The following is a 13,691-nucleotide window of genomic DNA, read 5'->3' as shown; positions in this document are numbered from 1 at the left end:
GGACCTGCGCTCGTCCGACCCTGCGGTGGCGTCGCTGGAACGCATCCGATCACGCGAGCGCGACCATGGACACACCTGTTCCGCAGGCGTTCGACGCGGTCCTGTGCACACCCACCGCGACAACGGACGACACCACCCGCGCGTTCCTGTACGGCGGGCTGAGCGCCCTGATCCCGACCGATGAGGAGGGCCGCCGGATCGTGCTGGCCTATCAGGCGCACTACGTCCTCACGCTCACGCAGCCCGAACTCGCGCCGGAGGGGCTGACCTACGCCAACGCGCTCCGGGACTTCGTGGCGGAACGGATCCGGCAGGCCCACGAGGCGGGCCAGGTCACCGCGGGCGAGGACCCGCACACGGCGGCCGCCATCCTCCTGGCGCTGATCACCGGACTGCAGTCCAGCGTGCTGGCCGGGCAGTACGCCGGTCAGACGGCCGTGGACCTGCTCACCGCCCATCTCGACCGGCTCTTCTCCCGGTGAGACCGGCACGTCTCACCCCGATCCATGGCCGCCTGGCGCGGCACCGCCCGCCCGCGGCGTTGACCATTCCCGCGCCAGAGCTTTACGGCCGCCCGCCGGAGCCGTCCGGCTGAACCGGCGGGCGACCGGTTACGTTGTGCTTCCATGAGGAAACTACTCGTGCCGGCTGCCGCCCTCCTCGTGATCGCGGGCTGCGGCGGCACAGCCGAGCAACGCACCTCCGAGCAGGTCGCGGTCCACCCGGCCGTGGCCACGCCCATGCAACCGGCCGCGGTCCGCGTCGCGTCGTCGAGCATCGGCAAGATCCTTGTCGACGACAAGGGCATGACGCTCTACATGTTCGAGAAGGACAAGGACGGCAAGCCCACCTGCTACGACGCGTGCGCCAAGGAGTGGCCGCCCTACCTGACCAACGGCGAGCCCAAGGCCGCGGAAGGCGCCAAGGCCGACCTGCTCAAGACCGCCGACCGTACCGACGACGGCACCCAGGTCGTCTACGGCAAGTGGCCGCTCTACCGCTACCACGACGACAAGAAGCCCGGCGACGTGTACGGGCACGACAAGGAGGCGTTCGGCGCCGAGTGGTACGCCCTCAACGCCAAGGGCGAGAAGGCGCACTGACCGCACGCCGATGACGGGGCGCTGCCGGCCCGCGCCGCGGTCCACGACGGCCTCGCTCAGGCCGACCCTGATGCCGACCCGCTCGATCCCGTCACCGATGTGGCTGAACTCGAGCCGGTTGTCGTGCAGACCGAACGTCGTCCGGACGCTCGTCGCGACGAGGACGACCGCGGCCGAGCGCCGCCGGCTTCCCGCCGGGACTCGCCGGCCGTTCGCGCCGACGTGCGGAAGGGCACCGCCGGGCCGCAGGTGGGGTCCTGCCAGAGGGGACGGCCCACGCCGCTCTCGCAGGGGGACGCGGGCATCGACACCGACCCGCTGCCGGCGTACGGCAGAGCGGCCGTCCCCGGGCTCGTCATCGGCTAGGCCTGGCTCGGCCGGACCGCGTGCGCGACGCGATGTCCCAGCTGCGCGTAGCGGTCCAACCGCATGGGCTCGGGTGCCGGGAAGCAGCGCCGTCCCGGTAAGAGTCAGGGGGGCTTGGGCGACGCGCGACCGGCGACTCCGCGGCCTGGAGGAGGCCGGCCTCACCCGCCCGAGCGCGCCCGAGAGCCGGTGGAGGCGGCCCTCCGCTTGGCGGAACCCCGCGCGGCGGTGGTCTTCGCCGTGCTCGCCTTCGCCGCCTCGGCCTTCTCCGTGTCCGACATCCCTGTGTCGGCCTTTCCTGTGTCCGACTTCGCCGTCGTGGCCTTCGCCGTGGTGGTCTTCGGTGCTGCGGTCTTCGGCACCGTGGTCTTCGGTGCTGCGGTCCTCGGCACGGTGGTCTTCGGCGCGGTGGTGTCGGCGGTGCTCGTCGCGGTGGGCGGCAACGCCTTCACCTCGCGGTCCCGCTCCTCGCGCCTGCGCTGCGCGATCATCGTTCCGGCGCCGATCGCGGCCGCCACCGGCCACTCGAGCACGCCGAACGCCGCGAGCGCGCCCAGCGCGCCGTAGTAGGCGATGCGCTCGGGCGGAGGCAGGAACGTCCGGGCGACATCCACGGCATGACCGACCTCCTGGCGGCTGGGCAGCTCCAGATGCGGCAGCTCGATGTGCGGCATGGCCGGCATCCGCAGCGCCGGCCGGCGGACCTGGATGGTGAGCAGCGGCAGGTCGAGCGTGAGCTCGCCGGACGGGCGCGCCTCAGACGGGCGAGTCTGGGTATCGGTCATGATTCCTCCCCGCATTGTCATGGCGTCTCCCCCACCCCGACCCGTGCCCAGTTTGTGCATAGATATCCGTTCAGCGCAGGTCCTGGTGATCTGTGATCCACATCACCGGCATGTCGTGTCACAGCCGCTCTCGTCCGGCCCGTCCTGTTCGTGGAAGCCCAACGAGAGGAACCATCGTGCGAGATCTCTTCATCAGGATCGCCATCGTCGTCTCGGCGGCGACGATGCTCGTCACCGGCATATGGATGCGCATCGACCCGGCCGGTTTCGCCGCCTGGGCCAACTGGCCCAACCACGTGCACTTCCTGCATGACGCCGGGGTGTTCCAGATGGGCATCGGCGTCATGATGCTTGCCGCCCTGTGGTGGCGGGACGTCATCGCCGTGGTGCTCACCGGGTTCGTCGTCGCCAACTCCTTCCACGCCGTCAACCACGCGCTGGACCTGAAGCTCGGCGGTGGCCGTCCCTCCGACTGGTGGGTCCTGGCGCTCTTCTCGGCCCTGGCCGGGATCGCGCTCGTCGCGCGCCTGCGCGCGCTGCGCAAGGGGGGTCAGGCATGAGAGTGCTGCTCGCCGGCGCCACCGGCACCCTCGGCACCGCGCTGGTCGCCCAGCTTCGCGAGGCCGGCCACGACGTGCTCGGCATCACCAGGTCCGCCCGCGGCGCGACCAGGCTCGTCGCCGCCGGAGCCACGCCCGTCGTGGCCGACCTGATGGACGGCGACGCGCTCCTGGCCGCGGTCGGCGGGCTGCGGGCCGACGCGGTCATCCACCAGGCCACGGCCATCACCGGCATGCCGATGTTCCACCGGAACCTGCACGCCACCGACCGGCTGCGCGACCAGGGCACGGCCCACCTGCTGCGGGCCGCCCGGAAGGTCGGCGCGCACCGTTTCGTCACCCAGTCGTTCTTCCTCGGGTACGGCTACCGCGACCACGGCGAGGAGCCCGTCACCGAGGACCGCCCGTTCGCCGAGCCCGGCCAGGGCAGGGGCTTCGACGTGCACATGCGCTCGATGCGCGCCAACGAGGAACAGACCTTCTCCACCCCGGGCATCGAGGGCGTGGCGCTGCGCTACGGCATGTTCTACGGCCCGGAGGTCTCCACCTGGACGCTCATGGACATGGCCAGGAAGCGCCTGCTGCCGGCCGTCCGCCCCGCGGGGGTCGTCTCGCTGATCCACATCGGGGACGCGGCCTCGGCCGCCGTCGCCGCGCTGGAGCGGGGTACGGCGGGCCGGCCGTACAACATCGCCGATGACGAGCCGGTGGCCTTCGACACGTATGTCGGCGCGCTGGCCGAGGTCGCGGGCGCGGCGGCGCCGATGCGGCTGCCCGCGTGGATGCTGAGGGCGACCCCTTACATGCACGCGCTGATGGCCGGCACCCGCATCAGGATCTCCTCGGAGCGGGCCAAGCGTGAGCTGGGGTGGACGCCCGCCTACCCGACCTACCGCGAGGGACTGCCGACCTGCCGTAGGCCGTGAGACGGGCCCCGGCAGGAAGGTTCCCCTGCCGGAAAGACCGGCATCCCAGGTTTTCGGACATGTGCCCGTCCGGATCGGCGGCCGGGGCCGCGCGCCGGGGCACCGTGGACCCATGACTCGTCCTGCTCCGGTATCAGCCGGCAACGGCACGCACCCGCTGTCCCGTCTCGGCCAGGTGGGGAGGGCCCTGGCCGCGCGCTGGCCGACCTGGTTCGCCCTGGCCTTCGCCGCCGTGAACCTCGCAGACCTGAAGGACGGCCGCGAGCTCGCGGTGGTCGTCCTGCTGTCGGCGATGGTCTACCAGGCCTGCGCGCTGGCCGGCAGGCGCGGCGTCGCGTGGCCGGCTCTCGGCGTGCTGGTCGCGGTCCTGTTCGGGTTCCGGGTCCTCGACGGCGATCCGTGGCCGGTGCTGGTCGGCACCGCGCTCGTGCTCGCCGTGGGGTCTCTGCTGGCCGGCCGGTTCCGCGGCGCGCCGCCCGCCGGATGGCAGGTGCCGGCCATGCTCGCCTTCGGCGCGCTGGCGGTGACGGCCGAATACGTGGTGCCGGGCTCGGCGGGATACCTGGTGGCCGGCGCCCTGATCGCGCACGCCGTATGGGACTGGCACCACTGGCGGGCGAACGCCGTCGTGAGCAGGTCACTCGCCGAGTGGTGCGGCGTGCTCGACCTCACGCTGGGCGTGGGCATCCTGATCCTCCTGTGAGGGTGATGCCGGGAGGCCGGCGGGTCGACCTAGGGTGATCTCATGCGGGAACGTCCGATGGCGGTGGTGGCCTACGAGGATGCCGAGTTGCTCGACATCGCCTGCGTCACCACCACGTTGGCGATGGCGAACGTGATCGGCTCGTTACGGGAGCCGTACCGGACGGTGGTGGTCAGCCCGGGCGCCCGTCCCGTCGACTGCGCCACGGGCTTGACGCTGAACGCCCAGCAGGCACTGGAGAAGGTGACCGGGCCGCTCGACACGCTGTTCGTCTCCGGCGGCTGGGGGCACACCCGCGCCGCCGCGAACCCGGTGATCGTGGGCCACGTGCGCCGGTTGGCGGGCGTGAGCCGGCGCACCGCTTCGGTCTGCACCGGCGCGAGCATCCTGGCGGCCGCCGGGCTGCTGGACGGCAAGCGCGTCACCACGCACTGGCGTTTCGCGCGCGACCTCGCCGAGCGCAGCCCGAAGGCCGTCGTGGACCCCGCGCCGATCTACATCAGGGACGGCACCGTGGCCACGTCGGCGGGCATCACCAGCGCGCTGGACCTGACGCTGGCGCTGGTCGAGGAGGATCACGGGGCCGGCCTGGCCCGGCTGCTGGCCCGTGAGCTGGTGACCTACCTGCAGCGGCCGGGCAACCAGGCGCAGATGAGCATCTTCACCGAGGCGCCGCCGCCCGACCACGACGTGGTCAGGCGGGTCGTCGACCACGTGCACGCCGACCTGGGCGGCGATCTCAGCACGGCCGCGCTGGCGGCCGTCGCGAACGTCAGCGTGCGGCATCTGACGCGCCTGTTCATGGAGCACCTGGGCCAGGCGCCCGGGCAGTTCGTCCGCCGTACCAGGATCGAGGCGGCCGCCCACCTCCTGGCCGAGACGTCGCTGCCGATGCCGGTCGTGGCCGCACGGTGTGGATTCGGCTCGGCGGAGTCACTGCGTCAGGCCTTCGTCGGCCGGTACGGCATCCCGCCCTCGCACTACCGGACAGCCCATTCACGCAGCCTGACGGGCCGGCACACCCCGTCCTGAGCATCGCCGGTACGGCAGGCGCGCTCACCCGTCCCACAGGCGGGCCCGCACCCGCTCCAGGTGGTCCGGCCAGCACGGGGATCAGGTTGAACAGCAGAGCTGTCTCGCCCATCGGCAACACGGCGACGGCCTGGTTGAACAGCAGCCTCGGAACGCCCAGCAGAAATCCGCCGGCAACGGCGGCCGGCCAGCCGCCAAGCCCGACTTCTGAGTCGCCTGCCTGGACAGGGTCTGGGGAACGAAGAAGACCTCGGTCGACATCGAACCGGCATCCAGAGAGCGTTCTTCGACATGGACGACCACACCGACCAGAAGGAGCTCGACCGCCGTTACTTCCTGCAGAGAGTCTGCATGGCAGGCGCCTCGAACAAGGCGCTCGGCCGCCTGCTGAAGACGAGTCCGAAGGGCGACGAACGCCGCTGGTTCGCGCGAGGCTACCAGGCGGGCGGCCCCGGCGCCTGCAACACCTGGAGGGTGCCCAGCTCGAAGGTCTCCTCATCTGTGTAGACCGTGCCAAGCTTTCGCCCCTAACATCCCGCTTCATGATGATCCGCGTGCTGGCTGCCACGGCGGCCGGACTGATGGCGTTCTCCGGTGCGGCAGCCGCCTACCCGGTCAAGGGCGTCCCCGAGCTGACCCACAACGCCCTGTACAAGAAGGGCAAGCTCCCCAAGATCAGCTGCAAGCTGAGCAAAGGCACGACGAAGTCCTCGACCACCAAATATCTGAACACCCTCGTCGGCTGCCTGAACGACGCCTGGGGGCCGTTCATCCCCGACTTCAAGCCGGTCAAGACCGATATCAAGGCCACTCACGACAAGGGCTCCTGCTCCAACGGCATAGAGATCACCGGCTCGTTCGTCACCAGCTGCTACACCCAGCTCCAGATCCAGCTCGGCGCCGACTGGATCAGCGCCAAGGACGACCTGCCGATCCTCACCCAGGTCGCCCAGGCCTGGAGCGGCGTGGTCATGGGCCAGACGGGCATCGGTGTGGCCTACTGGGGCATGCCGAACGACGCCGATGAGAAGCAGCTGGAGGAGCAGGGGCGTCGCTTCGACATGCAGCGGCTGTGCCTGTCCGGCGTGACGCTCAAGGCCCTGGGTGGAAAGTCGAAGAACTGGAAGGCCACGCTGAAGGCCGAGGAGCCCACGCCGGAGGATAAGGACTGGCGCGACCGCTTCAGCAAGGACAAGCTCAGCGCCAACGACCTCTACTGGTTCACGCAGGGCTACACCAAGGGCACTCCGGGCGCGTGCAACACCTGGAAGGCGCCGGAGTCCAAGGTCGCCTGACGAACTCCTCCAACGCCTTCTCGTAGGCGGCCGGATTCACACTCCCTGACCCACGTGCCCTCCGCCGCAGGTCTGGACTAGGGTGACGAGATCGGGCCGGGCTCTGGCGAGCTCCAGCGCTGGCCCGATCGGCACCCCCGTGTCGTCCGTGTCAGCAAATATCAGGATCGGTGGTTTGAAGGCCGAGGCGTGCCGTACATGGTTGAGCTCGTCGAAAGGACAGCCCGGTCCGGCGCTCGCGCTGTTGTTTTGATTTGGCGGGCAGGCATTGGCGGAGTCGTCCATACAGTGACGCCTTGGCTTCATCACCGTAGTCGTCTGCACATCCGGCTTTAGGCGGTCCGGCGCCGTGATCGCCGAGTTGCAGCGGCGCAGGATCACCAGCGAGCCGGTCGCGGCGGACGGCCTGACCGCCCCGGCGAGCGCGGTCCGCTCCGGCACGTCGACCTGCACCTGGTCGCCCTTCGGCTGGACGCTCTGGCACGATGACGGCGTGCCAGGCCTGCCGGCCAAGTCGTACAGCACGTTCGACTTCGGCGGCTTCAAACAGAGCATCGCCGAGAGCTACGTCGCCAACTGCACCCCGCAGAGCTCGTCGAGCAACCTCTGGGCCCGGCACCGGATCTACTACAGGAACATCCTCGGCAACTTCGTGAAGCACTTCGAGGGCCTGGTGCCGCCGGGGCACCACCAGGCCGTGGTGAAGTCGAGCGCGATCAAGCGGCACCGCACGGTCTCCTACGACGACGCCTGGAACGCCGACCTGCCCTGCGGCGGCGGCACCTGCGTCTACGCCCGTGAGGGCTGTTTCCGCAGCTAGAAGCTCGGCGGCCGCTTCTCGCGCAGCGCGCGCACGCCCTCCTGCATGTAAGGCCCGGAGAACCCGAGGAACGGGAGCGGTTCTGGGCGCGGACCTTCGTGCTGGGCGCTCATGCCTGCTGGGCGCGCTGGTGGCGGCCGCCGCTTACGGTCAGATGAGCGGCCCCTGGCCGACGTTCATCATCGGCGTGGGCGCGCCCTCCGGATGTCTTCTCCACCATGGTCGGCACCTTGCGGGCGCCCAGCAAGGCACGGCCACAGGTTTTGGCTCTGGTGCAAAGCCCGTCGGAAGCGGTGCGGTGGCTACGGTAGCGGGTCAGCTCACCCCGCCCACGATGGCCTTGCCCTCTCGTGCCGCCGCCGCGTAGAACGGCCCGAGGTCCTCGAACCCCTCATAAGCGCCGTCCGCCGCGTCCCGTCGAGCGGCGCCGAATCCCCATCCCTCGCCCATCAGGCCCTGCGCGATCGCCGTCACCTGGCCGGGATCGAGGACGAACGCCGGGCCGTAGTCGAACTCGTAGCCCTCCACGTCGTTCTCGCCGGTCTCGCCGGTCGCCGCCGCGAGCCAGGGATAACACTCCCGCCACTGCGCACTCTCATGCTCGGCCTCGGCTCTGCTCTGTGCGACGGCATCGAGGGTTCGGTAGTCATCTCCGAACATATCGGCTTCATGATGGAAGCCGACGGGCGCCTGCCCGTCGTCGAAGAAGATCGCGCCGATCAGGTCGGGGTTCGCCCGAACGGATTCCAGCAGCTCGACATCGATCTTCGCCAGGTGCAACCACATCGACACGATCATGAATGATAGCGCAGGCGGGAGTGACGTTATGCCGGGCTGGCGTGGGCCGTGCTCGTCGGTATGCACCCAGGTGCGGGTGTAGCGCAGCCGCATGGCGAACGGCGTGCCCGCGAACGTACCTTCCAACGCATCGTTGTGCGGGAGTGCGCCCGGCTACCGTGATCGGTATGGGCTCTCCTCAGCCGTCAGACTGGGGATTTCGCTGTCCGTGGCGGCTGACCCTGCTCGAGAGGACTGCGTTCAGGGGAAGAGATTCGGCCAGTTGTCGCCGCGAGCCCGTACGTCCGCGGCCACCGCTTTCACCGACCGACCGTCGGTGTCAACGCGCAGATCACCTGCCCCGGCGCTGTCGAGCACCTTGGCCTCGAACGCCGCTCGTTCGGCGATACGGTGCAGGGTGTCCGAGTTCAGCCCTTTCAGCTCATCACCCGGTAGGGCCGGCCCGCCTCCCCGGCCACGCTGCGCGACGCGCTCAGCCAGCGTTTCTGGCCCCGCATGCAAGCGGCACACGGTCAAGGCGGTTCCGGGCAGCGACTCGGCGTAGCCGCGGACAATGTCGTCGGAGTCGGCTTCCCCGGAGACGATCAGGCACTGGGCACCCGCCGCACGATATCCCGCCCAGATGGCCGCAAGGTTGCGGGCCTTGAGGCGATGGCTGTCCACGTCGTCGTCCGCGACGGGACGCAGCGCCCCGATCTGCTTCACATCGACATAGGCGGCACGCACGCCGGTCCGGTAGACCTGCATGAAAATCTCGTAGCCGACCGTCGACTTCCCAACCGCCGTAGCACCGCACAGCCACAGCACGGGTACCGGCACGGAAACGGGTGCGGCATCCACCGAGGTCGGGGGGTGCTGCGGGTCGACGACACTGTGGAACGTCGCGGCGGGGAGGATACCCGGCCATCCCCCCACACGCTCACAGACCAGCCGGGCCGCCTCTGACACCACTAAGCCGCCCGTATCCACGCACACGTCGGCGTAGTCGCTGCGTTCCAGGGTTTCCGCTTCAACGACCGCCTCCTCTACCAGATCCGGACGCCATCCCCGCGCGAGGAACCGTTCCTTGAGCTCAGCGCTATCGACGCGCAGCCGGCACACGGTGAACGTGGCCTCGGGAAGAAGGACGGTGTACTCACGAACCTCCTCGGCAGTGTCAACGAAGCCAGCAAGGACCAGACATTGCACCCCTTCCTGCCGGAAGTTCGGCCACATCGCAGCCAGATTCCGCGCGCGGAGGCGATGCGTCACGCCCTCTGGCATGGGGTAGCACAGGCTGATCTGGTCAGCGTCGACAAACGCCGTCTTGACGCCGGCGCGACTCAGCTGCGCAAACACCTCCCAGCCAACAGTGGACTTCCCGACACCCGTAGGCCCCGACAGCCAGAGCAGAGGCAGAGAAACGGTGCTCATCGGCGCGACACTAGCGGGCCCCCGGTGGATCGAGCGAGTGCATTTTTGCCGTTGTCAGGGGGCGGGTGAAGCTCCGAACAGGACACGCGGTTCCAGGTCCAGCCGGTTGGCGGGTGCCTGGTCGGCGGGCTGAGGTTGAGGGTCCGATTGCCGAACCGGCGGATGGTGTGGGTGATGTAGGGCGAGATGGTGGCCAGGTCGTCCAGGTCGACCGGATGGCCTTCGGCGGCCAGGGCGTTGGCGGCGTCGGTGAGGTCGCAGGCGTTGGAGTATTGGAGTAGATGACGCAGTTGGCGAGCAGCTCGTGAACTTGACGACCTTCTCGTGGTGGTCGGGGTCGTTGTGGCTGATCAGCTTGCCGCCGAACATGAGCCAGTCGGCGAAACCGTGGAAGGGCTCGGTGCGGTTGGTGATGGCGGCGATCTGCTCGCGCAGGGCCGGCTCGGACAGGTAGCGCAGCAGGGTGATGGTGCGGATGGCGCGGCCGAGCTCGCGGAAGGCGCGATACAGGCGGTTCTTGCGGGAGTGGTCGCCCAGGCGGCGCAGAAGCGTCACCGATGACAGCTTGTTCTCGCGGATCGAGATCGCGGTTCCCAGCAGGTCGCTCCAGTGGGTCTCGGCCAGCTTCCAGTCGACCGCCTCCGCCCCGAACAGGGAGTCGATGTGCTGGTAGTGGACCTGCTCATCCGGCCGGTAGAAGACCAGGTCATGCCAGTTGCGGATGCTTGACAGCAGGTCGAACCCGAGCAGGGCGCCGAGACCGAAGGGACAGTGGCGGGCTGGATGTCGGAGGCGTTCTTCAGCAGCCCATCGATCAAGTAGACCGCCTGCCACACCCCGCAGGCGATGAAGCGGGAGAACAGCGCGATGTAGGTGTTGGAGACGAGCCGGTAGGCGATGCCGCCATGGCCGCCGTAGCGGATGGAGGTCTCGGCCAGCAGGTTGTCCTCCCAGGTGCCGATCTGGGAGCCGTCGGCCGCGACCGTCTTCCCGTCACCCCAGCTTCCCGTCACCCCGGACGCCGGCGACGTCGAGCTGGTTGAGGGCGTTGATGACATCGACCGACGCGGCGTCGATTTTGCTGGCGGTGGTGTGCTTGTTGCCCGCCAGGCTCAGCTCGTGCACGCTGACCTGGCCCCGCATGTGCGCGGCGACCTGGGTGGGGCCAACAGGGTGCCGTGGGAGAAGGCGGTCAGCACATAGCGGCCCGTCGCGTCGCGGATCTTGGGATCAGAGCCCGAAGCCGGTCCGAAGTGGCGGTGCCATCTCAGCAGGTAGGCGGTGCGCGTGAGGATGTCCAGCAGCGCTCGCTGAGGCAGGCGCTCGTGGATCGCCGCGAACCACCCCCGCCGCGCGATGCCAAGGCCACAACCACGCCGAACTCGCGCCCGAGGCAGGCGACGGGCTCGGCTACCGCTACGACTTCGGTGACTGCTGGGAGAAGAGCATGCTCATGCGGCGGTGCTCGGGCTGATCGACGGCTTCCGGTCGAGCCGGTCATGACCAGATCGACCGGACCCGGTCGACGCTGATCACTGCCGTGGGCAGCGGCGCCACCGGCGGCCTGCCTGCCGTCCGCCATCTGCCGCGCGGGGCGACCTCGGCCAGGGGCGCGATGAGCATCGAGCCGGCGGAGACGCTCCAGAGCATCGCCCCGCCTCCGACCCCGCGCGGCAGGCGAGCCGGACGCCCTCACCACGTCCGGGATCATCCTGCTCGACCGGCCGCGAGCCGCGCCGGACGACGGCGACGAGGACGCGACGACGTGAAATCTTGGAAGGGTTTCTTATCGGGGCCGTCAGGCTACGCGGTTGCGGAGTTCTCTCGGCTAATCCGGTTATGTGGCCGTACGTGACCAGGTTTGCGGTACCTGACTGTTTGGCGGTATGTGGTGGTGGGGGGTAGGCAGTTGAACGACGATACGGAGTCCGCCCGCAGGGCGCGGGACGATGGTGAGGGATCCGTCGTGTGCTTGGGTGATGCTCTTGACGATCGCCAGGCCGAGGCCGACGCCTGCGTGGTCGTTGCGTATTCGTTCGGTGCCGCGCTGAAACGGTTCGGTGAGTGTCGAGACCAGCCGCGGGGAGAGTTTCTCGCCGGTGTTCTCGACAGTGAGTACCACGGTCTCGGGGCGGACGCTGGTCTTGACCCAAACAGTGCCCTGTTCGGGCAGGTTGTGCACGATGGCGTTGTGCACAAGGTTCGTCGTCATCTGCAGCAGGAGCGCCTGCGACCCGACAGCCGGGGTGATGTCACCGGAGGTATCGATGGTGACACCGCGTTTCTCGGCGAGCGGGAGCAGTGTTTCGGTGGCCTCTTCCACGAGTAGGGACAGGTCGACAGGTTCTCGGGTGAAGGACCTCTGGCCGGCGCGGCTGAGCGCGAGTAGCGCCTCAGTGAGGTCGATCGCTCGAGCGTTGACGGCGTGAAGGCGGTCGACGAGTTCGCCATGGTCGTGTGTCGGATCATTGCGGGCCACGTCGAGAAGTGACTGCGAGATCGCCAGCGGCGTGCGCAGTTCGTGCGAGGCGTTGGCTGCGAATCTCCGCTGTTCGGCGACGTGTGCTTCAAGCCGTACGAGCATGGCGTCGAAGGCGTCGGCGAGTTCGCGGAACTCGTCTTTGCGGCCTTCCAACTGGATCCGGTGGGAAAGTGACCCGTTCGCGGCCATGCGTGTAGCGTCCGTGATGCGGGTCAGGGGGGCGAGCATCCGGCCGGCGAGAATCCATCCTCCCAGGAGACCGAACACCAGCAGGAACGCCGACACGATGGCCGCGACCGGAGTGAACGAACGCATGATGGCGGAGCGGTCGATCATCAAGTCACCGGTGGTGTAGACCGCATCATCGGGTAGGCCTCGCAGGAAGTAGACCAACACGGCGGCGAGCAGCAAGGCACCTGCGAGCATGAGAAAGCCGGCGTAGCTGAGGGTGAGTTTGAGGCGAACGCTCAACCCAGGCGCTCTGTCCACGGTCTCCTCCCTCACGTCCGCGTGTCTGGTTGAGTGCCGATGCGGTACCCGGCGCCGCCGACGGCGGCGATGATCCCCGGTTCGCCGAGCCGTTTGCGCCGTGCCGAGACGGTGATGCGGACGGCGTTGGTGAAGGGGTCGGCGTTCTCATCCCACGCTCGCTCCAAGAGTTCTTCGGCGCTCACGACACCGCCTTCGGCCGCGACGAGGACTTCGAGCACGGCGAACTGTCTCCGGTGAGCGCGACGTACCGGCCGTCGCGGTAGACCTCGCGGCGGAACGGGTCCAGCCGCAGGCCGGCGATCTCTCGCACGGGTGGCCTGCTGTGGGGGCGCCTGCGGTCGAGCGCTCTGAGACGGAGCACGAGTTCCTTGAGCGCGAAGGGCTTGGTGAGGTAGTCGTCGGCGCCGATCGAACCCGGAGGCCTTGTCGTCGAGCCGGTCGGCCGTGGTGAGCATGAGGATGGGCATGCCGCTGCCGGAGGCGACGATGCGTTCGGCGATCTCGTCGCGGGAGGGGCCGGGGATGTCGCGGTCGAGGACGGCGATGTCGTAGGCGTTGATGCTCAGCAGTTCCAGAGCGGTGTGACCGTCACCGGCAAGGTCGGCGGCGATCGCTTCCAGACGTAGGCCATCGCGGATGACTTCTGCCAGGAAGGGCTCGTCCTCGACGATCAACACGCGCATGCCCCCGAGGCTACGAGCCGACGCATATCGTCGGCATATCGAAAACCGCATACGCGCCGGCAACACCCACGCTGGCTCAACTTATGACATGAACCACAGCGAACCAGCACGAACATCGCCCCGTCGGACTCCCGGAGTCCTGTGGGCGGAGGCCACATGCGTGTACTGAGGACGATTCTGGTCGGATTGGTGGCGCTGGTCGCCGCCGCGCCGCCGCCGGCCGCCACGGCGGC

General features: G+C 68.9%; 15 protein-coding genes and 2 pseudogenes. 9 read left to right on the top strand and 8 right to left on the bottom strand.

The annotated features are described in order from the left end of the window. The first annotated feature begins 65 nt into the window (after positions 1-65). Positions 66-482, top strand: coding sequence for a TetR family transcriptional regulator C-terminal domain-containing protein (locus ACWDLG_RS39220; protein ID WP_449929796.1), 417 nt, complete (start codon positions 66-68; stop codon positions 480-482). A gap of 144 nt (positions 483-626) precedes the next feature. After that, entirely contained in the window at positions 627-1,103 is a 477-nt protein-coding gene (locus ACWDLG_RS39215; protein WP_449929795.1) for a COG4315 family predicted lipoprotein, read from the top strand. 527 nt (positions 1,104-1,630) lie between these two features. On the opposite strand, the gene ACWDLG_RS39210 is transcribed toward ACWDLG_RS39215, so the two are convergent. After that, positions 1,631-2,254, bottom strand: a complete 624-nt coding sequence (locus ACWDLG_RS39210) for a hypothetical protein (protein WP_449929794.1) — start codon at positions 2,252-2,254, stop codon at positions 1,631-1,633. Positions 2,255-2,430: 176 nt separating this feature from the next. On the opposite strand from ACWDLG_RS39210, the gene ACWDLG_RS39205 reads away from it, so the two are divergent. The 7 genes from ACWDLG_RS39205 to ACWDLG_RS39175 all read left to right on the top strand — a co-directional run bounded on the left by ACWDLG_RS39205 (position 2,431) and on the right by ACWDLG_RS39175 (position 7,590). Then, on the top strand, positions 2,431-2,814 hold the full coding sequence (locus ACWDLG_RS39205) for a hypothetical protein (protein ID WP_449929793.1): 384 nt from the start codon (positions 2,431-2,433) through the stop codon (positions 2,812-2,814). Further along, positions 2,811-3,740, top strand: coding sequence for an NAD-dependent epimerase/dehydratase family protein (locus ACWDLG_RS39200; protein ID WP_449929791.1), 930 nt, complete (start codon positions 2,811-2,813; stop codon positions 3,738-3,740). The genes ACWDLG_RS39205 and ACWDLG_RS39200 overlap by 4 nt, the downstream gene beginning before the upstream one ends. Positions 3,741-3,852: 112 nt before the next feature. Beyond that, the gene (locus ACWDLG_RS39195) at positions 3,853-4,443 is read left to right on the top strand and encodes a hypothetical protein (protein WP_449929789.1); all 591 of its coding nucleotides are present in this window, start codon (positions 3,853-3,855) and stop codon (positions 4,441-4,443) included. A gap of 42 nt (positions 4,444-4,485) precedes the next feature. After that, positions 4,486-5,475, top strand: coding sequence for a GlxA family transcriptional regulator (locus tag ACWDLG_RS39190; protein ID WP_449929787.1), 990 nt, complete (start codon positions 4,486-4,488; stop codon positions 5,473-5,475). 291 nt (positions 5,476-5,766) lie between these two features. Further along, positions 5,767-5,982: a hypothetical protein gene (locus ACWDLG_RS39185; RefSeq protein WP_449929785.1), complete on the top strand. Its 216-nt coding sequence runs from the start codon at positions 5,767-5,769 to the stop codon at positions 5,980-5,982. A 35-nt stretch (positions 5,983-6,017) separates the two neighbouring features. Next, positions 6,018-6,770, top strand: a complete 753-nt coding sequence (locus tag ACWDLG_RS39180) for a hypothetical protein (RefSeq protein WP_449929783.1) — start codon at positions 6,018-6,020, stop codon at positions 6,768-6,770. A gap of 349 nt (positions 6,771-7,119) precedes the next feature. Then, positions 7,120-7,590 carry a hypothetical protein gene (locus tag ACWDLG_RS39175; protein ID WP_449929781.1) on the top strand — a complete coding sequence of 157 codons (471 nt, stop codon included), beginning with the start codon at positions 7,120-7,122 and terminating at the stop codon, positions 7,588-7,590. Between the two features lie 315 nt (positions 7,591-7,905). Here ACWDLG_RS39175 and ACWDLG_RS39170 read toward each other — a convergent pair whose 3' ends face one another. From ACWDLG_RS39170 to ACWDLG_RS39140, 7 genes and pseudogenes are all read right to left on the bottom strand, one after another. Further along, positions 7,906-8,514: a hypothetical protein gene (locus ACWDLG_RS39170; protein WP_449929779.1), complete on the bottom strand. Its 609-nt coding sequence runs from the start codon at positions 8,512-8,514 to the stop codon at positions 7,906-7,908. A 114-nt stretch (positions 8,515-8,628) separates the two neighbouring features. Continuing rightward, entirely contained in the window at positions 8,629-9,801 is a 1,173-nt protein-coding gene (locus ACWDLG_RS39165; RefSeq protein WP_449929777.1) for a hypothetical protein, read from the bottom strand. A gap of 54 nt (positions 9,802-9,855) precedes the next feature. Further along, positions 9,856-10,814 (bottom strand): annotated as a pseudogene (locus ACWDLG_RS39160) (Tn3 family transposase). Further along, on the bottom strand, positions 10,795-10,926 hold the full coding sequence (locus ACWDLG_RS39155; protein ID WP_449929775.1) for a hypothetical protein: 132 nt from the start codon (positions 10,924-10,926) through the stop codon (positions 10,795-10,797). Before ACWDLG_RS39155 ends, ACWDLG_RS39160 begins: the two are co-directional and overlap by 20 nt. 372 nt (positions 10,927-11,298) lie before the next feature. After that, a complete protein-coding gene (locus tag ACWDLG_RS39150; RefSeq protein WP_449929773.1) occupies positions 11,299-11,451 on the bottom strand; it encodes a hypothetical protein in 153 nt (50 codons plus the stop codon). 187 nt (positions 11,452-11,638) lie between these two features. After that, positions 11,639-12,772 (bottom strand): sensor histidine kinase, encoded by a 1,134-nt coding sequence (locus ACWDLG_RS39145; RefSeq protein WP_449929771.1) that lies wholly within the window; start codon positions 12,770-12,772, stop codon positions 11,639-11,641. 11 nt (positions 12,773-12,783) lie between these two features. Next, positions 12,784-13,458 (bottom strand): annotated as a pseudogene (locus ACWDLG_RS39140) (response regulator transcription factor). Positions 13,459-13,691 lie beyond the last annotated feature (233 nt).

It is taken from the genome of Nonomuraea sp. NPDC003727, from assembly GCF_053586935.1.
Note: the sequence above shows the minus strand (reverse complement) of the source record. Positions and strands in the feature narration are given on the sequence as shown.